The organism is Nocardioides sp. GXQ0305, from assembly GCF_050880345.1.
GTDB lineage: Bacteria > Actinomycetota > Actinomycetes > Propionibacteriales > Nocardioidaceae > Nocardioides.
Window position 1 is genome coordinate 71,704 of sequence record NZ_JBNYXG010000002.1, and the last position, 24,826, is coordinate 96,529.

Here is a 24,826-nt window from a genome sequence, read left to right on the forward strand (position 1 = left end):
GAGGGCCGGTCAGCCCGAACGGCGCCGCCTCGTGAGCACCAGCCAGCCGGTGACCAGGGCTCCGAGGAGCAGGCCCACCGGACCGACCACGGGGATCGCGCCCGGTGCGGCCGCGGCGATCGCGGGCGCCAGCCCGGCCGCCATCGCGGTCGGTGCCGACACCGTCTGGGAGCCCGTGGGCGCCCCGGCGGCAGCGAACCCGCCCGCACCGAAGCCGTCGTCGGACTGCGCCTGCTCACCGGCCGCGGTGGGGTCGCCGGCCGCATCGTCGCCCTGACCGTCGCCGCCGTCACCTCCACCGTCGCCGGGTCCGTCACCGCTGCCGGGTCCGTCACCGTCGCCGGGACCGTCACCGTCACCCGGCGCGCCACCGCCACCCGGCGCGTCACCGTCGCCCGGCGTGCTTCCCTCCTCGGAGGAGTTCCCGTCGCCGATCACGGTGAGCTGGTTGTCGGACACGTCCAGCGGCGCGGTCACGTCGGGGTCGGTCTGGTTCCCCGACCCGGTCCCGTCCTCACCCGAGGTCGAACCACCGTCACCGGCAGCACCACCACCGGACCCGGAGGACCCGGACGACTCCTGGGAGTTCCCGTCACCGATCACCGTCACCTGGTTGCCGGACACGTCCACCGGCGCCGAGGCGTCGGCGTCGGTCTGGTTCCCCGACCCGGCTCCGTCCTCACCCGAGGTCGAGCCACCGTCACCGGCCGCACCACCACCGGACCCGGATGAGCCGGCCGACTCCTGGGTGTTCCCGTCACCGATCACCGTCACCTGGTTGCCCGACGCGTCCACCGGCGCCTGGACATCGACCCCGGTCTGGTTGCCCGACCCGGCTCCGTCCTCACCCGACGTCGAGCCGGAACCGGCCCCCGTCCGGGAGTCGCAGCCGGCGTGGCTGCCGGAGCCCGACGACCGGTTCTCGTCACCGATCACCGTCACCTGGTTGTCCGACGCGTCCACCGGGGCGCACACGTCGACCCCGGTCTGGTTGCCCGACCCGATCCCGTCCTGGCCGGACGTCGAGCCGGGACCGGGGTCGGCCCCGGCACCGGCACCGGAGGAACCTCCCTCGGAGGAGGAGGCCGAGGAGTCGTTGCCGTCACCGATGACCGTGACCTGGTTGTCAGAGGCGTCGACGGGCGCCTGGACGTCGACCCCGGTCTGGTTGCCCGACCCGATCCCGTCCTGGCCGGACGTCGATCCGCCGGATCCGCTGGGCTCCTGGCTGCCGGCCGATCCTCCGTCGTCGGCGGCGGCGCGGTTGCCGTCACCGATCACGGTGACCTGGTTGCCGGACGCGTCGGTCGGGAGGGTGAGCCCGACCCCGGTCTGGTTGCCGGAGCCGACCCCGTCCTCACCCGAGGTGCTGGGCGGGCTCTGGCCTGGTTCGTCTGCCGTGGCTGCGCCAGCGGTCGCGACTCCGAGCAGGGTGAACCCGCCGGCGATCGCGAGCGCGCTGAGACCACGGCGCACTGAGGTGCGCATGCGTGTTCTCCGTTCGTCTCGTAAGGGAATGGCTGTCATCTGGCCCGACGGACTCGTCGGGCGAGGACACGCTCAGTCAGGTGAGACGTCGGGTCGTCGGAAGATCGTGCTCGGCCCACCCTCGCCGGCGTCGCGCGGAACGACGTCCGCCAACCGGGGGGCGGTGACGCCCAGCGAGGGCAGGCCGAACACGTGCAGGGGGTCGCCCGAGGAGGTCCCGGACGCAGCGCAGTCGTCGCAGCCGGCGACGAGCTGGAGCGGCCCGGGCTCGGGCAGCACCGCCGAGGCGTGGGCCCCGGCGGTGGGTGAGGTGATCAGGGAGACCGGGGCGGGCGCCGGCGCAACGACGTCGGTGGTGCGCGTCGTCCGGACACCGCGGGGGACGGCTTCGCGGTCAGGGGTGACCGCCCGTACGTCGGTGGGGGCCCTCCGGTCGCGACGCTGCGGGCCGGCGCGGTCGGCGTCGGAAGTGGGCCCGTCGGTCCCCTCGTCCGGCTCGTCGGTCGGTGGCGGCTCCCCGGTGGGCACCGGCGGCTCGGGAAGGGGTACCGCGGGCTCCTCGAGGGCCACGTCGACGGCCTCGTCGACGTCGCGGGTCACGCTCTCGGCGCCGGCGGCCACCCGGTCGGTCGTCGTGGCGACCTGCTCGGAGACCCGGTCGCCCGCCGGAGCCAGGGGCGCCGCGGGCGCGGAGACGTCCCGCACCCGCTCGCTCGTCACGCGACCGACCTCGCGCGTCGCGTCGCCGACCCGCTCGCCGACCTGGTCCAGCGGCAGCAGGCGGTCGACTCCGCCACGACCGGGGTCCGCGCCGTCGGCCTGGGCCGGTCCGGCCAGCAGGAGGAGGCAGGCGAAGACACCGCCGCAGACGAGGCCTGCGTACGCCACGAGGGGGGCTGCTCGGCGGTCGTCGTCCTCCATGACCTAACTCCGGGGGGTGAGTCGTACTCACCAGTAGGCGTCAGATTCGGCACCCCGTCAACCCTGAACGGGTAAAGACTGCCCGCTCCCACCCGGCCGGGTGAGCACGTCCGGACCGACCCGGAACCGGGTGGCTCCGGGCCTCGAGACCACCCGTCGACAGCCCCACGCCCGCGCGGCTCCGCCGCGCCGGCTGGGCTCAGAGGTTGCCGCGGGCCTCCTGCTCGCGCTCGATCGCCTCGAACAGGGCCTTGAAGTTGCCCTTCCCGAAGCCCAGCGAGCCGTGCCGCTCGATGAACTCGTAGAACACGGTCGGACGGTCGCCCATCGGCTTGGTGAAGATCTGGAGCAGGTAGCCGTCCTCGTCGCGGTCGACCAGGATCTTGCGCTTCTTGAGCTCCTCGATCGGCACCCGCACGTCGCCGATCCGCGCCCGCAGCTCGGGGTCGTCGTAGTAGGAGTCGGGGGTGTCGAGGAAGTCGATGCCGTTGTCGCGCAGGATGTCCACCGAGCGCAGGATGTCGTTGGTCGCCAGTGCGATGTGCTGGCAGCCGGCACCGTCGTAGAACTCGAGGTACTCGTCGATCTGCGACTTCTTGCGCGCCACGGCCGGCTCGTTGAGCGGGAACTTCACGCGGTGGTTGCCGCTGGCCACGACCTTGGACATCAGCGCCGAGTAGTCGGTGGCGATGTCGTCGCCGATGAACTCGGCCATGTTCGTGAAGCCGAGCACCTTGTTGTAGAACTCGACCCACTCGTCCATCCGGCCCAGCTCGACGTTGCCGACACAGTGGTCGATCGCCTGGAACAGCCGCTTGGGGTGGCCCTCGCGCCGGGTCACGGTGGTGGTGCGGGCGACGTAGCCGGGGAGGTAGGGGCCGTCGTACCTCGAGCGGTCGACCAGGGTGTGCCGGGTCTCACCGTACGTCGCGATCGCGGCGGTCCGCACGGTGCCGTGCTCGTCGGACACGTCGTGCGGCTCCTCGAGGACCGTCGCACCGACGGAGCGGGCGTGCTCGATGCACTTGTCGACGTCGGGCACCTCGAGCGCGAGGTCGACCACGCCGTCGCCGTGCTTGCGGTGGTGGTCGAGGACCGGGCTGTCGGGGGTGACGCCGCCCGTGAAGACGAACCGCGCGGACCCGGAGCGGAGCACGTAGGACTTCGAGTCCCGGTGGCCGGTCTCGGGGCCGCGGTAGGCCTCCATCTCCATGCCCAGCGCGAGCTGGTAGAAGGTCGCGGTCTGGGTCGCGTTGCCGACCACGAAGCCGACCGAGTCCATCGCGGTCACCGGGAACGGGTCACGCCTGGCGTCGTACTCGACCAGGCCGACCAGCTGCTTGAGCTGGTCGAGGGTGAGCCCGGCCTGCTCTTCTTCGTGGGTGAGGACGGTGAGCGTCGAGTCAGTCATGCTCCGCAGCCTGTCGCGATAGGGCACACTGTGCAACACGACGCCGATTCACTGCACAACCTGCACACCCCGAGGACCCGACATGGACGAGCTCGACGGCAGACTGATCGATCTGTTCACGCACGAGCCGCGGATCGGGGTGCTGGAGGCGTCGCGCCGTCTCGGGGTCGCTCGCGGCACGGTGCAGGCCCGGCTCGACAAGCTGGTCGCGGGCGGCGTCATCAACGGGTGGGGGCCGGAGCTGTCCGCCGAGGCGCTCGGCTTCCCGGTGACGGCGTTCCTCACCCTGGAGATCCGGCAGGGCGCCGGGCACGACGCCGTGGCACGCCACCTCGCGCGCATCCCCGAGGTGCTCGAGGCGTTCACGATCACCGGCGCCGGCGACATGTGGGCCCGGGTCGTCGCGCGCTCCAACACCGACCTGCAGCGGGTCATCGACCTGGTGCTCAACGACCCGGCGATCGTGCGCTCCTCGACCGTGATCGCGCTGGCGACCCAGGTGCCCTACCGGGTGCTGCCGCTCGCGCTCAGCCGGTCGTCGTCACGCCTGTCGAGCACGAACCAGACCGCCACGCACGGCTCGTCGTAGGGGTTGCTCAGCCGGTGCGGGGTCATCGAGTCGAAGTGGATCGAGTCCCCGGGGCCGAGCGAGTGGGTGTCGAAGCCGACCTGGACGTCGAGGCGTCCCCGCAGCAGGTGGCCGTACTCGCGGCCGCCGTGCCGCATCAGCTGGTCGGGCGCGCACGACGAGGAGCCGGGGGCGTACTCGACGTGCAGGAAGTCGACGTACGGGTCGTGGTCGTGGGTGAGCCGCTCCCACACCACCCCCGACATCTCGACCCGCTGGCGGCCCTCGGCCGACTGGACGGGGACGTCGACCCGCGGCCAGGCCTCCGGCAGTCCGCCGTCGACCGAGGACTGGTCGACCAGCTCGGGGCCGGTGCCGGCCGGCTGCCCGCCGATCAGGTCGTCCAGGGTCGTGCCGAGCTCGGAGAGCAAGGAGTAGAGCGTGCCGACCGACGGGTTGGCCTTGCCGAGCTCGATCTGGCTGACGAAGCTCGGCGAGACGTTGACCCGCCGGGCCAGCTCGCGCAGCGACAGACCGCGCTGCTCGCGGACGTCGCGGATCGCCTGGCCGAGCTGCACGGGCGTCGTCCCGGCCGCAGTGCTCGCCATGACCACCTCACTCTCTGTGCGACCTGACTCTACACAGCGCTCTGCGCACATCCCGCTCTGGGCAGGGCTTCTGTCGCTGATTGTCCAGTGACACTTGACAGACGCGCGTCGCGGGCTTTCACTCGGAGGACCCCGAGAAAGCCGGTGACACGATGGCGATCCGCACCTACGGACCCAACGCCGTGGACTGGGAGCAGCGCGTCGACCTCGACCGGCTGCGCCGGGAGCGGCTGGCTCGGCTGAACGCCACGCTCGAGGCGTCCTCGCTGGGCAGCCTGCTCACCTTCGACTTCTCCAACATCCGCTACCTGACCGCCACCCACATCGGGACCTGGGCGATGGACAAGCTGATCCGGTTCGCCGTCCTGCCGCGCGGTGGCCAGCCGGTGCTGTGGGACTTCGGGTCCGCCGCCAAGCACCACCAGCTGTTCAACCCCTGGCTGGACGGCACCGAGCGCGCCCGGGCCGGCATCTCGACGCTGCGCGGCGCGTTCCACCCCGAGGCCGGGATCGCCGAGGAGGTCGCCCGCAAGGTCGCCACCGTGCTCCGTGCGCACGGGCTGGAGAACGAGCCGCTGGGCGTCGACCTGGCGGAGATGCCGGTCCTCGCCGCGCTCCGGGCCGAGGGCATCGACGTGGTCGACGGGCAGCAGGTGTTCCTCGAGGCGCGGCGGATCAAGACCCCCGACGAGATCAGCCTGCTCACCCAGGCGTGCTCGATGGTCGACGCGGCGTACGAGGACCTGTACTCGTTCCTCCGTCCGGGCGTGCGCGAGAACGAGTGCGTCGGCCTGGTCAGCAAGGTGCTCTACGACCTCGGCAGCGAGTACGTCGAGGGCGTCAACGCCATCTCGGGCGAGCGCTGCTCGCCCCACCCGCACGTCTACTCCGACCGGGTCGTCCGCCCGGGTGACCCGGCGTTCTTCGACATCCTGCACAGCCACCTCGGCTACCGCACCTGCTACTACCGCTGCTTCGCCGTCGGCTCGGCGTCACCGGCGATGCGCGACGCCTACACGCGCTGCCGCGAGTACATGGACGCCGCGATCGCCATCGTGAGGCCCGGCACCACCACGGCCGACGTGGTCGAGCTCTGGCCGACCGCGCAGGAGTTCGGCTTCCCGGACGAGGAGGCGGCGTTCGCGCTGCAGTACGGCCACGGCGTGGGTCTGTCGATCTGGGAGAAGCCGATCTTCAGCCGGCTGGTGTCGCTCGACCACCCCGAGGTGCTCGAGGAGGGCATGGTCTTCGCCCTGGAGACCTACTGGCCCGCCGGCGACGGCTGGTCGGCTGCCCGGATCGAGGAGGAGGTCGTGGTCACCGCCGACGGGTGCGAGGTGATCACCAAGTTCCCGGCCGAGGACCTCCTGGTCGCCGGCCAGCGCTACTGGACCGTCGACGGGTCGCTCCCGACCGTGCGCGACTCCCAGTCCCACCTCAACACGGCGAAGGGACGCGGCGAGTGACCGGCGGCACGATGGAACGGGTGGCGACCACCACGCTGCTCGGCTGGTACGAGCAGATGGCGGTGATCCGCGGCACCGAGAAGGCGGCGCACGACCTGTTCATGCGCGGGCTGGTCAAGGGCACCACCCACCTCGCCGCCGGCCACGAGGCGGTCGCCGTGGGTGCCGGCGCCGCGCTCCGGCCCGACGACTACGTGTTCGCCACCTACCGCGGCCACCACCATGCGATCGCCCGCGGCGCCACGCCCGAGGGCTGCCTGGCCGAGCTGATGCAGAAGTCGACCGGCGTCTGCCGGGCCAAGGGCGGCTCGATGCACCTCACCCAGGCCGACCACGGGATGCTCGGCTCCTACGCGATCGTCGGCGCCCACCTGCCGATGGCGAACGGCGCCGCCTGGTCGGCGATGCTGCGGGGCACCACGCAGGTGGCGGTCGCCTTCTTCGGCGACGGCGCGACCAACATCGGCGCCTTCCACGAGGCGCTCAACCTGGCGGCGGTGTGGAAGCTGCCGGTGATCTTCGTGTGCGAGAACAACCGCTACATGGAGTACACCCCGATCGACGCGGTCACGGCGGTGCCCAACCCCGCGGCCGACCGCGCCGCCGCCAACGGCATGCCCGGCGTGCTGGTCGACGGCAACGACGTGGTGGCGGTGCACGACGCGATGCTCGAGGCGGTCGAGCGCGCCCGCAGCGGTGGCGGCCCGACGGTCCTCGAGGCGCTCACCTACCGGCACTTCGGCCACAGCCGCACCGACCCGGCGACGTACCGGCCGCAGGAGGAGGTGGACGAGTGGCTGGCCCGCGACCCCCTGATCGTGGCCCGCCGCACGCTGCTCGAGCTGCGGGTCAGCGAGGAGGAGGTCGACGCCGTCGACCAGCGGGCGAAGGACATCGTCGCCGCGGCGTCCGCGGCCGCGCAGGCGGCTCCGGCCGCCGACCCCGACGACGCCTTCACCGACGTCTGGGCGGACGGAGGTGCCGCGTGGCGGACCTGACCACCTACCGCGACGCCGTCGCCGACGGGATCGCACGCGAGCTGCGGCGGGACCCGACGGTGGTCTGCCTGGGCGAGGACATCGGCGCCGCCGGCGGGGTCTTCAAGACCACCGTCGGGCTGTTCGAGGAGTTCGGGGCGGAACGCGTCTGGGACACCCCGATCTCCGAGCAGGCGATCATGGGCGCGGCCATGGGCGCGGCGATGACCGGGATGCGGCCGGTCGCCGAGATCATGTTCAGCGACTTCCTGGCCTGCTGCTGGGACTACCTCGCCAACGAGATCCCCAAGGCCCGCTACATGACCGGCGGCCAGGTGACCGTCCCGCTGGTCGTGCGGACCGCGAACGGCGGCGGTCTCGGGTTCGGTGCGCAGCACTCGCAGTCGGTCGAGAACTGGGTGATGACCGTCCCCGGCCTGAAGATCGCGGCCCCGTCCACGCCGTCCGACGTGGTCGGGCTGATGGCATCGGCGATCCGCAGCGACGACCCCGTCGTCGTCTTCGAGCACAAGGGGCTGCTGGCCTCGAAGGGGGAGGCGGCGCCGCCGGAGTACGTCGTACCCCTGGGCGAGGCGCGGATCGCCCGCGAGGGCAGCGACGTCACCGTCGTCGCGCTCGCCGCCACCGTGCCCCTCGCGCTGGCCGCTGCCGCCGACCTGGACGCCGAGGGGATCTCGCTCGAGGTGATCGACCTGCGCTGCCTGATCCCGCTCGACATGGCCACCGTGCTCGCCTCGCTGGAGAAGACCAGCCGGCTGGTCGTCGTCGAGGAGAACCCGTTCCAGGGCGGGTGGGGGGCCACCGTCGCCTCGATCGTCGCCGACGAGGGGTTCGAGATGCTCGACGCCCCCGTACGCCGGGTGGCCGGCGAGAACGTGCCGCTGCCGTTCGCGGACGCGCTCGAGCAGCAGGTCATCCCCACCGTCGCCAAGCTCGTCGAGGAGGTCCGCCGACTCACGGCCTACTAGCGGAGAGACCGACCGTCCGGACCGTCCGGTCCCAGAGAAGTCACCACAGTGAAAGGGGTCAACACCATGGCCAAGATCCTCCTCAAGGGCGGCACCGTCCTGTCGGTGGACCCGGAGATCGGGGACCGGACCACCGGCGACGTCCTGATCGAGGACGACAAGATCACCGCCGTCGAGGCGAACCTCGACGCCGACGCCGAGGTCGTCGACTGCGCCGGCAAGATCGTCATCCCCGGCTTCGTCGACACCCACCGGCACACGTGGGAGACCGCGATCCGCAACAGCGCGCCCAACGCGACGCTGGACGACTACTTCGTCGAGATCCTCGACACCTTCGCCCCGCTCTACCGGGCCGAGGACGTCTACTCCAGCAACCTCGCCGGGTCGCTGGAGTGCCTCAACGCCGGCATCACCACGCTGGTCGACTGGTCGCACATCAACAACACGCCCGAGCACGCCGACGCGGCCGTGCAGGGCCTGACCGAGGCCGGCATCCGGGCCCAGTACGCGTACGGCAGCGCGAACACCTCGCTGGAGAAGTACTGGTTCTTCAGCGCCGAGGAGATCCCCGGCGACGACGTACGACGGGTGCGGTCGACCCACATCCCGGGCGACGACGGGCTGCTGACGATGGCGATCGCGACCCGCGGTCCGGGGTTCACCCAGGACCAGGTGGTGCAGGCCGAGTGGGGGCTCGCCCGCGAGCTCGGCATCCCCATCACCGTGCACGTCGGCATGGGCCGGATGGCGGGGCGGTTCGGGATGGTCGAGCAGCTCGACCGGCTCGGCCTGCTCGGACCGGACACGACGTACGTCCACTGCTGCTACTTCAGCGACCACGAGTGGCAGCGGGTGGCCGACACGGGCGGCACCATCTCGATCGCGGCGCAGGTCGAGACGCAGATGGGCCACGGCTGGCCGCCGGTCAACAAGGCCCGCAAGTTCGGGCTCCGCCCGAGCCTGTCGATCGACGTCGTCACCACCGTGCCCGGCGACATGTTCACCCAGATCCGGGCGGCCTTCGGCGCCGAGCGGGCCCGGGTCAACGCGGTGTGCTGGGACCTCGACGTCCCGATCCCCGAGGACATGCTGACCGCGAAGGACATGCTGAAGATGGCCACCCTCGACGGCGCCCACGTCGCGGGGCTCGAGGACCGGACCGGCTCGCTCACGCCCGGCAAGCAGGCGGACGTCGTCGTGATCGACGCGACAGCCGTGAACGTCGGCCCGATCCACGACCCGGCCGGCGCGGTGACCCTGTGCGCGGACGTGTCGAACGTCGAGCACGTGCTGGTCGCCGGGCAGTTCGTGAAGCGCGACTTCGCGCTCACGGCCGACGTGGCCCGGGCGATGTCGCTGGTGCAGGACTCGCGCGACCACCTCGTCGCCGCGGCCGCCGACGCCGCGGTGGCCAAGCAGGAGCCCGCCCCGGCATGACGACCCACCACCTGGTCCGTCGGGCGGCCGACCTCACCTGGTCACCGCCCGTCGGGCCGCTCGCGGACTCGGCCGGCCTCGAGCAGTGGTCGGTCGTCGACGCCAGCACGCCTGCCGTGCACACCGGCTTCGGCCTCGCCCGGCTCGCCCCGGGCGGACGGGTGCCCAGCCACGTGCACTCCTACGAGGAGAGCGTCTACGTCACCGACGGTCAGCTCGTCGTCCAGACCCCCGGCGAGGCCGTCCGGCTCGGGCCGGGTGGCTACGGGCTGATCCCGATCGGCGTCCCGCACTCGCTGCGCAACGAGGACGACGCGGAGACCCGGTTCGTGCGGGTGTCGGTCCCGGTGCCGCGGCCCGAGCACGACCACGACACCCAGCGGGTGCCCGACGTGGGCGAGACGGCGGCGGTCGACGCCGACGTCCGCGACCCGCGCACCCGGCGCTACGGCCGGATCACCGAGGCCCACATGGACGCGCGGCAGCAGTCGCAGGAGCTGCTGGACGTGTCCGCGAGCATGCGGACCGCGCTGCTCGTCTACAGCGGGATCACCCTGAAGATGATGGTCGACTCCGACCTCGGGGCGGTGCTGTCGTCGATGTTCATGGTGCAGTACGAGCCGCACGGCGCGGCCGGCCTCCACGACCACCCGCTGGAGGAGACCTACCTGATCCTCGACGGCACCGTGGAGGCGACGTTCGACGGCGAGGTCTACCAGCTGGAGCCCGGGGACGTCGCCTGGGCGGGGGTGGGCTGCCAGCACAGCTTCCGCAACGGCGACGGCGTCGTGCGCTGGCTGGAGACCCAGGCTCCTCCGCTGCCACCGCGGCACGGCTACCGGTTCGCGCGCGACTGGGACTACCTGCGGAGTCGACTCGAAGGAGACGCCAGATGAGGACCGTGGTGATCGGCGGGACGTCCGGGATCGGGCTCGAGGTGGCCCGCGACCGGGCCGCACGAGGTGACGAGGTGGTGCTGACCGGACGCGACCGCGAGCGCGCGGAAAAGGTGGCGGCGTCGGTCGACGGCGAGGTCTCGGGTCTGGCGGTCGACCTCAACCAGCCGCACGACCTGGCCGAGGCCCTCGCCGGCATCGGGAGCGTGGACCGGCTGGTCGTCGCGGCGATCGAGCGCGACCAGAACTCCATCGCCGACTACGACCTCGACCGCGCGACGAAGCTGGCGGTGCTCAAGCTGGTCGGCTACACCGAGGTCGTGCACGTCCTGCTGCCGCGGATGAACGACGACTCCTCGGTGGTGCTGTTCGGTGGCCGGGCGAAGGACCGGCCCTATCCCGGCTCGGTGACCGTCTCGACCGTCAACGGCGGGGTGGTCGGCCTGGTCAACGCGCTGGCCCTGGAGATGGCGCCGATCCGGGTGAACGCGCTGCACCCCGGCATCGTCGGTGACAGCCCCTTCTGGTCCGGGAAGCCCGAGGGCGTGCTGGAGGGCTACGTCGCACGCACGCCGACCCGGCGGCTCGCGACGATGGCCGACATCGTCGGCGGCGTGAACTTCCTGCTCGAGAACCCCGGCGTCAACGCCACCAACCTCGACGTCGACGGCGGATGGCTGGTCACGTGAACCCGCTCCGGGTGGCCGTGATCGGCACCGGGCGGATGGGCGGCGCCATGGCCCGCCGGGTGGCAGGCGCCGGACACGCACTCACCGTGTGGAACCGGACCCGTGACAAGGCCGACGCAGTCGCCGCCACGACCGGGGGCGAGGTGACCGTGGCAGACACCGCCCGCCAGGCGGTCACGGGGGCCGACGTCGTCATCGTCTCGCTGGCCGACGACGACGCCCTCCGGTCGGCGTACCGGGGCGAGGACGGGCTGGTCGCCGGCCTCGCGCCGGGGGCGGTCGTCGCAGACACCAGCACGGTCGCGCCCGCCACGATCCGCGAGCTCGACGACGAGGTCCGGGCGGCCGGCGCGATGCTGGCCGACACCCCCGTGTCCGGCAGCGTCCCGAGCGTCGAGGGCGGCACCATCCTCGTGATGGCCGGCGGCCCCGAGGACGCGGTCGAGCGGGCGCGGCCGGCGCTGGAATCGTTCGCGCAGCGGATCATCCTGCTCGGGCCCCTCGGGTCGGGAGCAACCATGAAGCTGGCCGTGAACGCCATGGTCTTCGGGCTCAACCAGACGCTGGCGGAGGCGCTCGTCCTGGCCGAGAAGGCGGGTGTGGACCGGGAGACGGCGTACGAGGTGATCGCGAACAGCGCGGTCGGCGCGCCGTTCGTCGGCTACAAGCGGGCGGCCTTCGAGCACCCCGAGTCCGCACCGGTGGCCTTCGCCCTCGACCTCGTCGCCAAGGACCTCGACCTCGCGGCCGCCCTCGCCGCCACGGTCGGCGCCGCGGTCCCCCAGCTCGAGACCAACCGCCGCGTGGTCGGTGACGCGGTCGACGCCGGGCTCGGCGACGCCGACATGAGCGCGCTGGCGCGCCACCTCAGGGACTGACCGCCGGCCCGGGCTCAGCCCTGGGCGGGGAAGACCATGCACGAGCTGGTGGCGTGGGCGACCAGCCTGCCCTGCTCGTCGAGCAGCTGCGCCTGGGCCAGTGCCGTACGACGGCCCCGCTGGATCACGGTGCCCTCACAGGTCAGCAGGCCCGACCCGGTCGTCACGGGCTTGAGGAACTTCACGGTCAGGTCGAGCGAGGTGTACATCTCCCCCACCGCCAGCGTGGAGTGGACCGCGCACCCGGCCGCGGTGTCCAGCAGCGTCGAGATCACCCCGCCGTGCACACCACCGAGCGGGTTGTAGTGGAACTCGGCGACCGGCATCTCCACCACGACCCGGCCGCGCTCGGGCCGGAAGTCGGAGAACCCGAGCGTCGCCATGATCGGCGGCGGGGGCAGCTCGCCGTCGACCATCGCCCGCAGCTGGCCCAGCCCGTCGAGCTCCACCAGCCGGGTCATGTCGCCCTGGCCCGGGCTGGCCCAGGTGAAGGTGCGCGACTCGGTGCGGAACGGCTGGGTCTGCGTCATGGACCGAGCGTGGCACCCGATTGCTGAGTCTGTCAACAAGACCTAGCATGGGATCGTGGTCACACCGCCAGCCCTCACCTACGCCACCGACAACTGCACGATCGGTCGGGCGATGGGGGTGCTCGGCGAGCGGTGGAACCTGGTCGTGCTGCGCGAGGTCTTCAACGGCATCCGACGCTTCGACGACATGCGGCGGCACACCGGCATCCCCCGCCAGGTGCTCACCAACCGGCTGGCGCTCCTCGTGGACCAGGGCGTGCTGCGGCGCGAGCCCTACCGGGAGTCGGGGATGCGGGAGCGCCACGAGTACCGGCTGACCGAGAAGGGGCTGGACCTCTACCCGGTGCTGGTCGCCGTCGCCCAGTGGGGCGACCGCTACCTCGCCGACCCCGAGGGACCACCGGTGGAGTTCGCCCACCGCGGCTGCGGCTCACCGGTGGAGGTGCACGTCCACTGCGCCGCAGGGCACGACGTCCCCCGCCCGCGTGACATCGTCAGCCGCCCCGGCCCCGGCGTTCGCGCCGCGCCCTAGACGTGCGCTAGGCCCGCGAGCGCCACAGCAGGTAGAGGAAGTACGGCGCCCCGACGGCCGCCACGATGAGTCCGGCGGGGATCTCGTCCGGCGCGAGCAGGCTGCGGCCGATCGTGTCGGCGACGCTGAGCAGCACCGCCCCGACGAGCACGGCGACCGGGATCACCCGGACGTGGCGTCCCGCGACCAGGCCGCGGGCCGCGTGCGGGGCCACCAGACCCAGGAAGCCGACCACGCCGACGGCCGCGACCGCCGTCGCGGTCAGCACGGCCGACGAGAGCAGCGCGACCAGGCGGAACCGCTCGACGCGAATGCCGACCAGGCGCGGGGTGTCGTCGTCGAGGGCCAGCAGGTCGAGCTGCCGGTGCGCCGCCCACATCACCGGCAGGCAGACGGCGAGGGCCACCAGGACCGGCACCACCTGGTCCCAGCCGCGCTCCCACGTGGACCCGGACATCCATGTGAAGATCCTGGGGGTGTTCCACGGGTCGCTGCGGATGATCAGCAGCGAGCTCAACGCCCCCGTGCCGGCCCACACCCCGATGCCGATCAGCACGAGCCGGTCGGAGTCGAGACCGCCCCGCCAGGTGAGCGCGTAGACCAGGCCGAACGCCGCGAGGGCGCCGATCACCGCCGCCAGCCCGATGGCCGCGGCCGAGGCGGCGCCGTACGGATCGGCCGTCACGACGATCACCGCTCCGACGCCGGCGCCGCCGGTGATGCCGAGCAGTCCCGGCTCCGCGAGCGGGTTGCGCGCCACGGCCTGGATCACGGTGCCGCCGAGCGCCAGCGCGGCACCGCCCGCGAGCGCGGCGACGACGCGCGGCGACCGCTCGGTCATCGCGAAGTCGATGACCGGGACCGCGTTGCCGGAGAGCCAGTTGGTGACGTCGCCGAGCAGCAGCCAGCGGTGCCCGGCGAGCAGGCCGAGCACCAGCGCGCCGACGAAGCCGAGCACCAGCAGCGACACCACGAGGGCGAACCGTCGTCCCGAGTGGGACCCGCCGGGGCGCGCGGAGGCGGGTCGGCGGGTCGGTCCGGCGTCGTCAGCCCGGCGGGCGAGGACCACGAGCACGACCGCGCCGAGCAGCGTCGTCGTGACCCCGGTCGGCACCGACAGTGCCGCCTCCTCCCCCATCACCGCCCGCATCGCGGCGTCGGAGACCAGCACGATCAGGGCGCCCACCAGGGCCGAGAGGGGGACGAGCGCGAGGTGCCGTCCGAGCGCGGGCACCACCGGGCGCAGCAGCCGGGTCGCGGCGGGCGCACACAGGCCGACGAAGGCGAGCGGCCCGGCGAGCGTCACGGAGGCGCTGCACATCAGCACGGCCAGCACGATGCAGGTCACGCGGACGCCGCGGACGGGCACGCCCAGCGACGAGGCGGCGTCGTCACCCAGCGCGAGCAGGTCCAGCTGACGCGACAGCAGCAGCACCCCGGCCAGGGCGACCAGCACGACAGGACCCATCTGGACGACGCCGTCGAGGCCGGTCTGGCTCAGCGTCCCCTTGCCCCACGCGTAGAGCCCGGTCGTCTCCTGGCGGAACACGAGCAGCAACCCGCCCGCGACCGAGTCGAGCGCCAGCGCGAGGGCCGAACCGGCCAGGATCAATCGGGTGGTCGACGCGGCTCCCACCCCGGCGAGCACGAGCGCGGCCCCGGCGGCGGCCAGCGCCCCCACGAACGCGACCAGGCCGTCGGCCAGCCAGGGCAGCGAGAGCCCGAGAGCGGTGACCAGCGTGACGGCGAAGTAGCCGCCCGCCGTGACGGCGAGCGTGTCGGGCGCGGCCAGGGCGTTGCGGGCCAGCGAGGCCAGCACCGCACCACCCGCGCCGAGCGCGACGCCGACGACCACGCCGGCCAGCATCCGGGGCAGCCGCGAGCCGGCGAGCACGTCCCACGTCGCCGGGTCACCCCCGCCGCCGAGCAGCCGGACCAGGTCGCCGAACCCGACCCCGGTGGTGCCCTGGGTCAGGTGCCAGCCCGCGACGAGCCCGAGCAGGACCAGAAGCACGAGTCCCACGACCAGCGCCCGCAGCGCGTCGGCGACTCCTGTCCGCGGGGCCGCGGGCGGCTCCGCGGACCCAGCGGGGTCGCCGCGCTGGACGCGGTCGAGGAGTGACACGTCAGGTCAGCGAGTCGACGAACGCCTCGACGACCTGCTCGGACGAGCGGGGACCGCCGAAGGTCCAGATGCCGTCGGGGAACGCGGCGACGCGGTCCTCCTGGACGAACGCCGCGTTCTCCCAGAGCGGGTTGCCCTCGACGGCGTCGTACCAGGTGTCGCGCTCGGTGCCGGTGTAGAACAGCCAGGCCTCGTCGTCGATCGAGGTGATGCCCTCGAGGTCGGTCTGGCCGAGTCCGTAGAGCTCGTCGACCTTGCCGTCCCAGACGTTGGTCAGGCCGATGGCCTCGCCGAGCTCGCCGACCAGGGAGCCCTGGCCGAACGGGCGGACCGACAGCGTCGAGCCCTGAACGTAGGCATCCATGTAGGCGAACTTCGTCGACTCCAGCTGGGCGTCGCTGATCTCCTGCTCCGCCTCGGCGAGCGTCTCCTCGAAGTCGGCCATCACCTCGTCGGCCTCCGCCTCCTTGCCGAGGGCCTGCGCGATCAGCCGGAAGGTCGACTCCATCTTGGCGATCGGGTCCTCGGCGTCGGCGCCGATCGTGGCGAGCACGGGGACGTCGTACTTCTCGAAGCGCTTGATCACGGCGTCGGACGGACCGACCACCTCGGCGATGATGAGGTCGGGGTCCTGCTCGAAGATCGCCTGCATGTTCGGCTCCCCGCGCAGCCCGACGTCGGCGACCTCGGGATCGAGCGGTTCGGCGGAGTCCCACGTGTTGTAGCCCTCGACGTCGGCCACCCCGACCGGCTCGACGCCCAGGGCGAGCACGTTCTCGACCTGCTGCCACTCGAGCACCACCACGTCCTGCGCCGGCGCCGGCAGCTCGACGGTGCGTCCGGCGTCGTCGGTCAGGGTGATCGGCCCACCGGCGGCCTCGGCCTGCGCGGCGTCGGCCTGCTCCTCCTCTGCCTGGCTCGGCTCGCTGGTGCCGCAGGCGGTCGCCGCGAGCACGAGCACGGTGCCGGCTAGGGCTCCCAGGGTGCGCATCATGTGGTGGTCTCTCTTCTGTCAGGTGTCGGACCGGCGCCCGGCGCGCAGGTCCCGGTGGCGTCGGCCGGACGCCTCGGTGCGGATCAACCCGGTCTCCGGGTCGGTGACCGCGGTGACGGTGATGCCGTAGACCTCGGTCAGCAGGTCGCCGGTGAGGACGTCGACCGCGTCCCCCGAGGCCCGCACCCGACCGCGGTCCATGAGGACGACGTGGTCGGCGACCGACCCGGCGTGGTCGAGGTCGTGCAGCACGACCCCGAGGGTGACGCCGTGGTCGTCGGCGAGCTCGCGGACCAGGTCGAGCACCTCGACCTGGTAGCGCAGGTCGAGGTGGTTGGTCGGCTCGTCGAGCAGGAGCACCCCGGTCTGCTGGGCCAGGCAGGTGGCCAGCCAGACCCGCTGCAGCTCGCCCCCCGAGAGCTCGTCCACGGGCCGGTCCGCCATCTCGGTGGTACCGGTGACCGTCAGCGCCCACCCGATCGCGTCGTGGTCCGGCCCGTCGAGGGCACCGAACCGGCGACGGTGGGGGTGGCGACCGAAGGCGACGACATCGCTCACCCGCAGCCCGGACGGGCTCGGCCGCGACTGCGACAGCAGCGTCACCCGACGCGCGAACTCCCGAGCGCTCAGCGCGGCACAGTCGACGTCGTCGTCGAGCACCACGCTGCCCTGCTGGACCCGGTGCAGCCGCGCCAGCGCCCGCAGCAGGGTCGACTTGCCGCTGCCGTTGGGCCCGACCAGGGCGGTGACCTGTCCGCGACGCAGCTCGACGGACGCGTCGTGCACGACGGCCGTGTCGCGGTAGCCCAGCGTCAGGTCCCGACCTGCCAGCCCCCAGGTGCTCACACAGGTGAGGCTAACCTAACTTCAGGTCGCGCACGAGGCGGGGTCTCAGCGGAGGCGCGCGGCGAGCTCCTGGGCGGCCGAGACCACCTGCGGCCCGAGCCGGTCGACGTCGATGTCGTCGAGGGTCACGACGCCGACGCTCGCCTCGAGGCCGTCGACGTCGCGCACGGCCGCAGCGATCCCCCGCGCGCCGGGCTGCAGCTCACCGGTGGTGGCGACGTACGGCGGTCCGGCCGGCTCACGACCGGCCAGGATCGCGCGCCCGGCCGCACCCCGGTCGAGCGGGTGTCGGGCCCCGACGCGGTAGCTGACGTGGAAGTCGGTCCACGACGGCTCGACCACCGACAGCGCGAGGGCCTCCTCGCCGTCGGTGATGGTGAGGTGGGCCGTGCAGCCCAGCCGCTCGGCCAGCGAGCGAAGCACCGGCCCGGCGGCCTCGCGGAGCACCGGCTGCACCGCCGCCGACAGCTGCAGCACGCCCAGACCCACGTGGAGCCGGCCCTGCCGGTCCCGGCGGACGAGTGCGTGCTGCTCGAGGGTGCTGATCAGCCGGTAGACCACGGTGCGGTTGACGCCGACCTCGGCGGCCAGCTGGGTGACCGTCAGGCCCGCCGGGGTTGCGGCCAGCACCGTCAGCACCCGCAGCCCGCGGTCGAGGGTCTGCGACGTCTCGGTCGCCATGGCCGCACGCTATCGGGACTCGCGTCGCGCGGTTCCTCGTCGGTGGGATAGCTGGACGCCGAAATCACCGCTCGCAGGCCGCAGACGATGATTTCGGCGGCCAACTATCCCGACGCAGCAGGTTCAGGAGGTCTTGCGGGCCGCCCACTCGCGGATCCGGTCGATCCGGGCGAGCAGCTGCTCGGCGTTCGCGATGGCCGCGGCCGGCCCGCCGCACTCCTTGCGGAGCGCGGCGTGGGTGATGCCGTGGGCCTGGCCGGTGCGGTGGTGCCAGGCGGCGACCAGGCCGTTGAGCTCCCGGCGGAGCACGGCCAGCTGCTCGTGGGTGGTGACCCGGTCGACGGTGTCGGGCTCGGGGGCGGGAGTACGCCGGGCCCGCTCCGACTGCCGGTGGTGGAGCAGCTCGCGGACCTGGTCGGGCTCGAGCAGGCCGGGGATGCCCAGGAAGTCCATCTCCTCCTCGGACCCCACGTGGACCTCGCCCGCGTGGCCGAAGGACGCGCCGTCGTAGAGCACGTGGTCGAAGCGGGCGTCGGAGCCGATCGCCTCGTAGGACCCGTCGAGCTCGTCGGAGGCGCCCTCGCCCTGCTGGGCACGTGCGAGCAGATCGGCCTCGGCGGCGAAGATGTCGTCCTCGTCGGTGACGGTCCGGCCGAGGACGTGGTCGCGCTGCGCCTCCAGCTCCGAGGCGAACCCCAGCAGGGACGGCACCGACGGGACGAACACGGTGGCCGTCTCGCCCCGGGCCCGGGCGCGGACGAAGCGCCCGACGGCCTGGGCGAAGAACAGCGGCGTCGCGGTCGTCGTGGCGTAGACGCCGACCGCCAGCCGCGGCACGTCGACGCCCTCGGACACCATCCGGACCGCGACCATCCAGCGCGCCTGCCCCTCGGCGAAGTCCGCGATCCGCTTCGACGCCGCCTTCTCGTCCGACAGCACGACCGCCGGCTTCTCGCCCGCGATCTTCGCCAGCAGCGCGGCGTACGCGCGCGCCTGGGTCTGGTCGCTGGCGATGACCAGGCCGCCCGCGTCGGGGACGTGGCGGCGTACTTCCGAGAGCCGCTTGTCGGCGGCGGCGAGCACCGCCGGGATCCACGCGCCCTGCGGGTCCAGGGCGGTGCGCAGCGCCTGGGCGTGCAGGTCCTTGGTCAGCGGCTCGCCCAACCGCGCCGACACCTCGTCGCCGGCACGGGTACGCCACTCCATCTGCCCGGAGTACGCCATGAACAGCACCGGGCGCACCACGTGGTCGGCGAGCGCGTGCGCGTAGCCGTAGGTGAAGTCGGGGACGCTGACCCGGACGCCGGCTCCCTGGCCCGGGTCCGGCGCGTAGGTGACGAACGGGATGGGGCTGACGTCGGAGCGGAACGGCGTACCGGTCAGCGCCAGCCGCCGGGTGGCCGGTTCGAACGCCTCCCGGACACCCTCGCCCCACGAGAGCGCGTCACCTGCGTGATGGATCTCGTCGAGGATCACCAGCGTCTTGAACCGCTCGGTGCGGATCCGCATCGCGAGCGGGTTGACCGCGACTCCGGCATAGGTCACGGCGACGCCGACGTAGTCGGTCGAGGTCTTGCCCTTGCCCGCGCTGTAGGTCGGGTCGATCGGGATGCCGGCGCGCGCAGCGGCCTCGGCCCACTGGCTCTTGAGGTGCTCGGTGGGCGCGACCACGACGACCCGGTCGACCACGCGGCGCCCGATCAGCTCGACCGCCACCGACAGCGCGAAGGTGGTCTTGCCGGCTCCCGGCGTCGCCACCGCGAGGTAGTCGCGCGGGGCACGGGTGAAGTAGTCCTCCATCGCCGCCTGCTGCCAGGCGCGCAGGGAGGTGGCGGTCCCCCAGGCGGCGCGGTCGGGCCACGCGGGTGAGAGGGGGACCGGCTCGAGCCGGCCGGTCACTCGGAGGAGTCCCCTCCGCCGTCGCCGTCGCCGCCCCCGGGCCGCATCTGCTCCCAGATCTCCTGGCAGGTGGGGCACACGGGGTACTTCTCGGGGGCCCGGCTCGGCACCCACACCTTGCCGCACAGCGCGACGACCGGGGTGCCCATCACCATCGCCTCGGTCAGCTTGTGCTTGTCCACGTAGTGGGAGAAGCGTTCGTGGTCACCGGGCTCGGTCGGGGACGTACGACGGTCCTCGATCGTGTCGGTGTCGCCACGTGGCTGGCCGAATCCGAGGGGGCTCATGATCACCAGACTCTAGTTCAGTTCCCGCCGTCGTCCGAGCCGGACCCACAGACTCCTCGCGTCAGTTCAGCGTGGCGTCGACCGGCCGGGTGGAGTGCCAGGCGAGCTCGCCGGGCTGGCGCCGCATCACCTCGCGCCACAGGTCGGTCGGGTCGTCGCGGAACACGTCGAACGCCTGGGCCGGCACGACGTACCAGCTGCCCTCCTCGATCTCGCCGTCGAGCTGCTCGGCACCCCAGCCGGCGTAGCCGGCGAAGATCCGCATCCCGCTGAGGGACCCGTCGACCAGCTCCACCGGCGTGTCGAGGTCGACCACGCCGAGCCCGTCGACCACCTCACGGAAGCCGACGGGCACGTCGTCGAGATCACGCAGCCAGCCCACCGCGAGCGCCCCCTCGGTGCTGACCGGCCCGCCCTGGAAGAGCACCTCGGGCTCGGCGACCACGTCGCCCCATCCGGCGAGCACCTCGCTCACCGCGACGGGGGTCGGCCGGTTGAGCACCACGCCGAGGGCGCCCTGCTCGTCGACGTCGAGCAGCAGCACCACGGTGTCGGCGAAGTTGGGGTCGACCAGCTGGGGCGTGGCCACGAGCAGCATCCCTGCCCGGGCGCCCGACCCCTCGTTCATGGACCCATCATGACCGAGGCGACCGCGGCAGCACAGTCCGACGTCCTGCGGCCGGCACGGGGCGTGCGACGGCCCCGGTGCCGACGCGGAGGGAGGGTGCGGCATCGAGCCGCGGGAGGGTGCGTCGGCGACCGGGGCCGTCGGGTCGGGGGTCAGGCGGCGAGCGCCGCCCGCAGTCGGCCCAGCAGGCCGGGCGCGCGGTGGTCGGGACGCGGCCTGCGGGTCGCGGGCATGCTGTCGCGGGCCCTGTCCTCGAGGGCGGCGCCGACCGACGCAGCACCGGTGTTCTCGGTGCCGGCGAGGCCGGCCATCACGGCGAGCATGGTCTGCTCCTTGGCCGCGGCCGTCGCCACGGCGTCGGCCATCCGGTCGTCGAGCGGGTGCTCGCGGTGGTGGTCGAGGACCAGGCGGAGGCCGGGGAGCTCCTCGGCCGCGTCGTGCCAGGCGCCGATCACGGCGGCCTCCAGGTCCAGGGGCTGGTGCATCAGGGCCCGGTCGACCCGTCCGGCGAGGCGAGTGTGCCACCGCAGCTGCAGGGCGCCGAGCAGGTCCAGCTCGTCGTCGAAGACCTCCCGGACGCCCTCGACGTCCCACGGGAGGCGGCCGTCGAGCCGGGAGTCGGCGGCGGCAACGACGGTGCGGAGGATCTCCCCGCGGGAGTGGAACGCGTTCCAGGTCATGGTCGGCTCCTTCGGTTCACATACCGTTGGTACGTACTCTCAGTATGCCCGTCCGTACTCTCGGTATGCAAAGCGCTCCACGGTGACCTCGCTCACGGGAGCCCTACACTCGGCCGGGTGACCAAGGGGAGCGTGTCCAAGCTGGTGCCGCGGGTTCCGTCCCGCCGGCAGCAGTACTCCGCGTCCACGCGACGGGCGCTCATCGACATGGGCGAGGAGCTGTTCACCGAGCACGGCTACTCCGCCACCTCGCTCGACACGATCGTGGCCGGCGCCCAGGTCACCAAGGGGGCGCTCTACCACCACTTCAGCGGCAAGCAAGCCCTTTTCGAGGCCGCCTTCGAGCGGGTGGAGAGCCAGGCGGCGCGCGACATCACCGACGCCCTCGCGGGCCACGACGACCCGTGGGACAAGGCCCTGGCCGGGCTCGACCGCTTCCTGGAGGTGGTGCAGCAGCCGGCGTACCGCCGGATCGTGATCCTCGAGGGCCCGGCCGTGCTCGGCTGGGCCCGCTTCCGCGAGCAGGCGGAGCGGTCGACGTTCGCGACCGTCCGGGACATCGTCGCGTCGGTGCTCCAGGCCGGCGACTGGCACCTCGACGACGACATGGTCGAGACGTTCACCCGGATCTTCTTCGGGGCGATGTCGTCGGCCGGCGAGTCCGTCTCCACCAGCGACGACCCCGAGGCGGCGGCGCAGCGGGTCGAGGCCGCGATCCGGTTCATCCTCGCCGGTTTCGCCGCCCTCGCCGAGCAGGGCGTCCAGGTGGGCGACGCCTCCCCCACCTGAGCCCGGCACCTCGGTACTCCAGTGAGAAGTGGCCCCTTCTCACGTGGTAAGGAGGGCCACTTCTCACTGAACTACCCCGACGCGGCGGCAGGTCCTGTCGGGTCGGGGTCGGGTCACTTCCAGGTGACGTTGCCGTTGGCGGCCGGGACCAGCTCGATCCAGGTGTTGCCGGCGGGCACGGTGAGCTCGTTCTTGCCGGCGCTCAGCTCCAGCGGCGCGTCGAGGCCGGACTTCTCCCAGGCGCCCTTGACGACCTCGCCGTCGTGGAACAGCAGCGCCTGGCCCTTGCCGTCGAGCTTGGTCTCGGGGACCGGGTTGCCGGCGGGGTCGGTGTAGCCGGCGTCACCGACGGGGACGCGCAGCACCAGCACGGTGTCCGGGGTGAACTGGTCGCCGTCGGCGGCGTAGGAGTTCTGGTTGACGTACTCACCGCCCTGGAAGGCCCAGTTCGTCGTGTGGTTGCCGAAGTTGGCGGCCAGGGTGGTGGCCTTCTTGCCCTTCGGCAGGTCGGAGGCCTTCCCCCACTGCAGGTAGTCGTCGGGCCGCCGCTCCTCGCTGTCGGGCAGCGTGTCGACCAGCTTGGACATGTCGTTCATCAGGTTGTACGGCGCGGTGCGGTCGGTCGCCCGCGACATGCCGGGCGAGCCCTCGCCGTAGAACTTGATGCCGGCGCCGGTGATCCGCTTGATGGTCACCGGGGCCGCGCCGCTGGTGACGACGGAGGCGTCGACCGGCGAGACGATGCCGATGTCGCTCGCGCGCATCGACCGGATCGGCCCCACCTGGTCGGGGATGTCGGAGTAGAAGAACGCCGCGAGACGGGTCGAGCCGCCCTCGACCAGCTCCTCGACGACCAGGTCGGCCGACCCGAGGCCCACCTGGGGGGCGCTGGACTCGGTGTTGTCGATCTTGGCGACCATCACCGGGTGGGTCTGCGCCGAGCTCGAGTCGCCCTCCACGTCGAGGCCGGTGAGCGGCCAGGTCTGGCCGAGCGTCGAGCCGCCGGCGATCTCCTGGCCGGCGGCCTTCGGGTCGCTCGTGTCGTCGCCGCCGCAGCCGGCCAGCAGGAGGCCGGCGGTCAGCACGGTGGCGGTGGTCTTCAGGGCGGTCAGGTGCAGGTGACGCACGATGACTCCGATCGGTGTTTCTCGGGGGTGTGGTGCAACTCGGTCAAGTGTGGATGCGCGCCCCACGCCGATCCGGCAGGCGCGCCCGTGTCGCCCCGCATTGTGCAGCAACTCGCTGGACAATGCGAGACGGAGCTAGTCGAGGCGGGCGCCACCGTCGACGTAGAGGACCTGGCCCGTGACGTACGACGCCTCGTCACTGCACAGGAACGCCGCCGCGGCGGCGATGTCGGCCGGCTCCCCCACCCGGCGCACCGGGTTGGCGTCGGCGTTCAGCTTCCGGAACTCCTCCACGCCGAGCCCGAGGCGCTCCGCGGTGGCGTCGGTCATCTCGGTGGCGATGAAGCCCGGGGCGATCGCGTTGGCGTTGATGCCGAACGGGCCCAGCTCGATCCCGAGGGTGCGGGTGAAGCCCTGGATCCCCATCTTGGCGGCCGAGTAGTTGGCCTGGCCGCGGTTGCCCAGCGCGGAGGTGCTGGAGAGGTTGAGGATCTTGCCGTACTTCTGGGCGACGAAGTGCTTCTGCGCCGCCCGGGTCATCAGGAAGGCACCCCGCAGGTGGACCCCGATGACCTGGTCCCAGTCGTCCTCGGTCATCTTGAACAGCAGGTTGTCGCGGGTGATCCCGGCGTTGTTGACCAGGATGTGCAGGCCCCCGAGCTCCGCCACCACCCGCTCGACGGCGGCGTCCACGCTGGCGGCGTCGGACACGTCGCAGCCGACGCCGAGGTGGCTGGTGCGCGGCCGATCGGCGCCAGGAAGGGCCGATGCGGACTTCTTGGCGGTGGCCTCGTCGAGGTCGAGGACGGCGATCCGGGCGCCCTCCTCGGCGAACCGCTGGGCGATGCCGAAGCCGATGCCTCGGGCGGCGCCGGTGATCACGGCGACACGTCCGTCGAAACGGCCCATGCTCACTCCTGGGGGGATCGGGGGTGCTGCTGACCGGTCACTCTAGGACGGAGCGCAGCCGGGACGCATATCGGGACGCGTCCTCGGCGTCGTCGTACTTCGTGCGCGGCCAGAAGAAGCCGCGCAGCCCGTCGCCCTTGGTGCGTGGCACCACGTGGAGGTGGAGGTGGGGCACCGACTGGCTCACCACGTTGTTGACCGCCACGAAGCTCCCCTGGGCCTCCAGCCCCTCCTGCATCGCGACGGCGAGGCGCTGGGCGAGCGCCAGGAAGGGGTCGCGCAGCGCGCCCGGGAGGTCGGGCAGCGTGTCCACGTGCTCGCGGGGCGCCAGCAACGTGTGGCCCTTGAAGACGGGGCGGGCGTCGAGGAAGGCGACGAAGGCGTCGTCCTCGTGCACCAGGTGGGCGGGTGTCTCCCCCGCGACGATCGCGCAGAACACACATCCGGCCACGACCGCATCCTAGGGAGCAG

Annotated in this window: 26 protein-coding genes; 10 read left to right on the forward strand and 16 right to left on the reverse strand. The window is 72.5% G+C overall.

From position 1 onward, the window contains the following. Positions 1-9: 9 nt before the first annotated feature. The 3 genes from ACQ1X7_RS05160 to hppD form a co-directional block, all read right to left on the reverse strand. Positions 10-1,488, reverse strand: coding sequence for a chaplin family protein (locus ACQ1X7_RS05160; protein ID WP_432477093.1), 1,479 nt, complete (start codon positions 1,486-1,488; stop codon positions 10-12). A gap of 72 nt (positions 1,489-1,560) precedes the next feature. Further along, positions 1,561-2,409 carry a hypothetical protein gene (locus ACQ1X7_RS05165; RefSeq protein ID WP_432477094.1) on the reverse strand — a complete coding sequence of 283 codons (849 nt, stop codon included), beginning with the start codon at positions 2,407-2,409 and terminating at the stop codon, positions 1,561-1,563. A gap of 199 nt (positions 2,410-2,608) precedes the next feature. After that, complete coding sequence (gene hppD / locus ACQ1X7_RS05170) at positions 2,609-3,820, reverse strand: 4-hydroxyphenylpyruvate dioxygenase (RefSeq protein WP_432477095.1); 1,212 nt, start codon at positions 3,818-3,820, stop codon at positions 2,609-2,611. Between the two features lie 82 nt (positions 3,821-3,902). Between hppD and ACQ1X7_RS05175 the strand changes: the two genes are divergently transcribed. Then, positions 3,903-4,409 (forward strand): Lrp/AsnC family transcriptional regulator, encoded by a 507-nt coding sequence (locus tag ACQ1X7_RS05175; RefSeq protein WP_432477096.1) that lies wholly within the window; start codon positions 3,903-3,905, stop codon positions 4,407-4,409. Here ACQ1X7_RS05175 and ACQ1X7_RS05180 read toward each other — a convergent pair. Beyond that, positions 4,325-4,996, reverse strand: a complete 672-nt coding sequence (locus tag ACQ1X7_RS05180) for a helix-turn-helix domain-containing protein (protein WP_432477097.1) — start codon at positions 4,994-4,996, stop codon at positions 4,325-4,327. The genes ACQ1X7_RS05175 and ACQ1X7_RS05180 overlap by 85 nt on opposite strands. Positions 4,997-5,148: 152 nt before the next feature. Here ACQ1X7_RS05180 and ACQ1X7_RS05185 point away from each other — a divergent pair, with 152 nt between their 5' ends. The 7 genes from ACQ1X7_RS05185 to ACQ1X7_RS05215 all read left to right on the forward strand — a co-directional run bounded on the left by ACQ1X7_RS05185 (position 5,149) and on the right by ACQ1X7_RS05215 (position 12,328). Further along, on the forward strand, positions 5,149-6,462 hold the full coding sequence (locus ACQ1X7_RS05185; protein WP_432477098.1) for a M24 family metallopeptidase: 1,314 nt from the start codon (positions 5,149-5,151) through the stop codon (positions 6,460-6,462). 20 nt (positions 6,463-6,482) lie between these two features. Beyond that, positions 6,483-7,460, forward strand: coding sequence for a thiamine pyrophosphate-dependent dehydrogenase E1 component subunit alpha (locus tag ACQ1X7_RS05190; protein WP_432477099.1), 978 nt, complete (start codon positions 6,483-6,485; stop codon positions 7,458-7,460). Then, positions 7,448-8,428, forward strand: coding sequence for an alpha-ketoacid dehydrogenase subunit beta (locus ACQ1X7_RS05195; protein WP_432477100.1), 981 nt, complete (start codon positions 7,448-7,450; stop codon positions 8,426-8,428). Before ACQ1X7_RS05190 ends, ACQ1X7_RS05195 begins: the two co-directional genes overlap by 13 nt. A gap of 66 nt (positions 8,429-8,494) precedes the next feature. Next, positions 8,495-9,865 (forward strand): amidohydrolase family protein, encoded by a 1,371-nt coding sequence (locus ACQ1X7_RS05200; RefSeq protein WP_432477101.1) that lies wholly within the window; start codon positions 8,495-8,497, stop codon positions 9,863-9,865. Continuing rightward, on the forward strand, positions 9,862-10,761 hold the full coding sequence (locus tag ACQ1X7_RS05205) for a cupin domain-containing protein (RefSeq protein ID WP_432477102.1): 900 nt from the start codon (positions 9,862-9,864) through the stop codon (positions 10,759-10,761). Before ACQ1X7_RS05200 ends, ACQ1X7_RS05205 begins: the two co-directional genes overlap by 4 nt. Further along, positions 10,758-11,450, forward strand: coding sequence for an SDR family oxidoreductase (locus ACQ1X7_RS05210; protein ID WP_432477103.1), 693 nt, complete (start codon positions 10,758-10,760; stop codon positions 11,448-11,450). Before ACQ1X7_RS05205 ends, ACQ1X7_RS05210 begins: the two co-directional genes overlap by 4 nt. After that, the gene (locus tag ACQ1X7_RS05215; protein ID WP_432477104.1) at positions 11,435-12,328 is read left to right on the forward strand and encodes an NAD(P)-dependent oxidoreductase; all 894 of its coding nucleotides are present in this window, start codon (positions 11,435-11,437) and stop codon (positions 12,326-12,328) included. The genes ACQ1X7_RS05210 and ACQ1X7_RS05215 overlap by 16 nt, the downstream gene beginning before the upstream one ends. 14 nt (positions 12,329-12,342) lie before the next feature. Here the strand turns inward: ACQ1X7_RS05215 and ACQ1X7_RS05220 are convergent, their stop codons facing one another. Next, positions 12,343-12,858 (reverse strand): PaaI family thioesterase, encoded by a 516-nt coding sequence (locus ACQ1X7_RS05220; RefSeq protein WP_432477105.1) that lies wholly within the window; start codon positions 12,856-12,858, stop codon positions 12,343-12,345. A gap of 55 nt (positions 12,859-12,913) precedes the next feature. Between ACQ1X7_RS05220 and ACQ1X7_RS05225 the strand changes: the two genes are divergently transcribed. Beyond that, positions 12,914-13,390, forward strand: a complete 477-nt coding sequence (locus ACQ1X7_RS05225; protein ID WP_432477106.1) for a winged helix-turn-helix transcriptional regulator — start codon at positions 12,914-12,916, stop codon at positions 13,388-13,390. A gap of 7 nt (positions 13,391-13,397) precedes the next feature. Here ACQ1X7_RS05225 and ACQ1X7_RS05230 read toward each other — a convergent pair whose 3' ends face one another. The 8 genes from ACQ1X7_RS05230 to ACQ1X7_RS05265 form a co-directional block, all read right to left on the reverse strand. After that, positions 13,398-15,515 carry an iron ABC transporter permease gene (locus ACQ1X7_RS05230; RefSeq protein ID WP_432477107.1) on the reverse strand — a complete coding sequence of 706 codons (2,118 nt, stop codon included), beginning with the start codon at positions 15,513-15,515 and terminating at the stop codon, positions 13,398-13,400. A gap of 1 nt (position 15,516) precedes the next feature. After that, positions 15,517-16,509, reverse strand: a complete 993-nt coding sequence (locus ACQ1X7_RS05235; protein WP_432477108.1) for an ABC transporter substrate-binding protein — start codon at positions 16,507-16,509, stop codon at positions 15,517-15,519. 18 nt (positions 16,510-16,527) lie between these two features. Next, positions 16,528-17,355: an ABC transporter ATP-binding protein gene (locus tag ACQ1X7_RS05240; protein WP_432477109.1), complete on the reverse strand. Its 828-nt coding sequence runs from the start codon at positions 17,353-17,355 to the stop codon at positions 16,528-16,530. A gap of 45 nt (positions 17,356-17,400) precedes the next feature. Beyond that, the gene (locus ACQ1X7_RS05245; RefSeq protein WP_432477110.1) at positions 17,401-18,036 is read right to left on the reverse strand and encodes an IclR family transcriptional regulator; all 636 of its coding nucleotides are present in this window, start codon (positions 18,034-18,036) and stop codon (positions 17,401-17,403) included. Positions 18,037-18,159: 123 nt separating this feature from the next. Beyond that, the gene (locus tag ACQ1X7_RS05250) at positions 18,160-19,935 is read right to left on the reverse strand and encodes a DEAD/DEAH box helicase (protein ID WP_432477111.1); all 1,776 of its coding nucleotides are present in this window, start codon (positions 19,933-19,935) and stop codon (positions 18,160-18,162) included. Then, on the reverse strand, positions 19,932-20,222 hold the full coding sequence (locus tag ACQ1X7_RS05255; protein WP_432477112.1) for a DUF3039 domain-containing protein: 291 nt from the start codon (positions 20,220-20,222) through the stop codon (positions 19,932-19,934). The genes ACQ1X7_RS05250 and ACQ1X7_RS05255 overlap by 4 nt, the downstream gene beginning before the upstream one ends. A gap of 61 nt (positions 20,223-20,283) precedes the next feature. Continuing rightward, the gene (locus tag ACQ1X7_RS05260) at positions 20,284-20,850 is read right to left on the reverse strand and encodes a YqgE/AlgH family protein (RefSeq protein ID WP_432477113.1); all 567 of its coding nucleotides are present in this window, start codon (positions 20,848-20,850) and stop codon (positions 20,284-20,286) included. A gap of 152 nt (positions 20,851-21,002) precedes the next feature. After that, the gene (locus tag ACQ1X7_RS05265) at positions 21,003-21,530 is read right to left on the reverse strand and encodes a hypothetical protein (protein WP_432477114.1); all 528 of its coding nucleotides are present in this window, start codon (positions 21,528-21,530) and stop codon (positions 21,003-21,005) included. Between the two features lie 117 nt (positions 21,531-21,647). On the opposite strand from ACQ1X7_RS05265, the gene ACQ1X7_RS05270 reads away from it, so the two are divergent. Continuing rightward, positions 21,648-22,319 carry a TetR/AcrR family transcriptional regulator gene (locus ACQ1X7_RS05270; RefSeq protein ID WP_432477115.1) on the forward strand — a complete coding sequence of 224 codons (672 nt, stop codon included), beginning with the start codon at positions 21,648-21,650 and terminating at the stop codon, positions 22,317-22,319. Between the two features lie 113 nt (positions 22,320-22,432). On the opposite strand, the gene ACQ1X7_RS05275 is transcribed toward ACQ1X7_RS05270, so the two are convergent. From ACQ1X7_RS05275 to ACQ1X7_RS05285, 3 genes are all read right to left on the reverse strand, one after another. After that, positions 22,433-23,446, reverse strand: a complete 1,014-nt coding sequence (locus ACQ1X7_RS05275; RefSeq protein ID WP_432477116.1) for a DUF3048 domain-containing protein — start codon at positions 23,444-23,446, stop codon at positions 22,433-22,435. Positions 23,447-23,581: 135 nt separating this feature from the next. After that, a complete protein-coding gene (locus ACQ1X7_RS05280) occupies positions 23,582-24,355 on the reverse strand; it encodes an SDR family NAD(P)-dependent oxidoreductase (RefSeq protein ID WP_432477117.1) in 774 nt (257 codons plus the stop codon). 37 nt (positions 24,356-24,392) lie between these two features. Beyond that, positions 24,393-24,806 carry an HIT family protein gene (locus ACQ1X7_RS05285; RefSeq protein WP_432477118.1) on the reverse strand — a complete coding sequence of 138 codons (414 nt, stop codon included), beginning with the start codon at positions 24,804-24,806 and terminating at the stop codon, positions 24,393-24,395. Between the last annotated feature and the right edge of the window lie 20 nt (positions 24,807-24,826).

Excerpts from the sequence above, each read along its gene's own strand:
- ACQ1X7_RS05160 (WP_432477093.1), bottom strand. The coding sequence starts at position 1,488 with ATGCGCACCTCAGTGCGCCGTGGTCTCAGCGCGCTCGCGATCGCCGGC.
- ACQ1X7_RS05165 (WP_432477094.1), bottom strand. The coding sequence starts at position 2,409 with ATGGAGGACGACGACCGCCGAGCAGCCCCCCTCGTGGCGTACGCAGGC.
- hppD (WP_432477095.1), bottom strand. The coding sequence starts at position 3,820 with ATGACTGACTCGACGCTCACCGTCCTCACCCACGAAGAAGAGCAGGCC.
- ACQ1X7_RS05175 (WP_432477096.1), top strand. The coding sequence starts at position 3,903 with ATGGACGAGCTCGACGGCAGACTGATCGATCTGTTCACGCACGAGCCG.
- ACQ1X7_RS05180 (WP_432477097.1), bottom strand. The coding sequence starts at position 4,996 with ATGGCGAGCACTGCGGCCGGGACGACGCCCGTGCAGCTCGGCCAGGCG.
- ACQ1X7_RS05185 (WP_432477098.1), top strand. The coding sequence starts at position 5,149 with ATGGCGATCCGCACCTACGGACCCAACGCCGTGGACTGGGAGCAGCGC.
- ACQ1X7_RS05200 (WP_432477101.1), top strand. The coding sequence starts at position 8,495 with ATGGCCAAGATCCTCCTCAAGGGCGGCACCGTCCTGTCGGTGGACCCG.
- ACQ1X7_RS05205 (WP_432477102.1), top strand. The coding sequence starts at position 9,862 with ATGACGACCCACCACCTGGTCCGTCGGGCGGCCGACCTCACCTGGTCA.
- ACQ1X7_RS05210 (WP_432477103.1), top strand. The coding sequence starts at position 10,758 with ATGAGGACCGTGGTGATCGGCGGGACGTCCGGGATCGGGCTCGAGGTG.
- ACQ1X7_RS05215 (WP_432477104.1), top strand. The coding sequence starts at position 11,435 with ATGGCTGGTCACGTGAACCCGCTCCGGGTGGCCGTGATCGGCACCGGG.
- ACQ1X7_RS05220 (WP_432477105.1), bottom strand. The coding sequence starts at position 12,858 with ATGACGCAGACCCAGCCGTTCCGCACCGAGTCGCGCACCTTCACCTGG.
- ACQ1X7_RS05235 (WP_432477108.1), bottom strand. The coding sequence starts at position 16,509 with ATGATGCGCACCCTGGGAGCCCTAGCCGGCACCGTGCTCGTGCTCGCG.
- ACQ1X7_RS05245 (WP_432477110.1), bottom strand. The coding sequence starts at position 18,036 with ATGGCGACCGAGACGTCGCAGACCCTCGACCGCGGGCTGCGGGTGCTG.
- ACQ1X7_RS05255 (WP_432477112.1), bottom strand. The coding sequence starts at position 20,222 with ATGAGCCCCCTCGGATTCGGCCAGCCACGTGGCGACACCGACACGATC.
- ACQ1X7_RS05260 (WP_432477113.1), bottom strand. The coding sequence starts at position 20,850 with ATGAACGAGGGGTCGGGCGCCCGGGCAGGGATGCTGCTCGTGGCCACG.
- ACQ1X7_RS05265 (WP_432477114.1), bottom strand. The coding sequence starts at position 21,530 with ATGACCTGGAACGCGTTCCACTCCCGCGGGGAGATCCTCCGCACCGTC.
- ACQ1X7_RS05280 (WP_432477117.1), bottom strand. The coding sequence starts at position 24,355 with ATGGGCCGTTTCGACGGACGTGTCGCCGTGATCACCGGCGCCGCCCGA.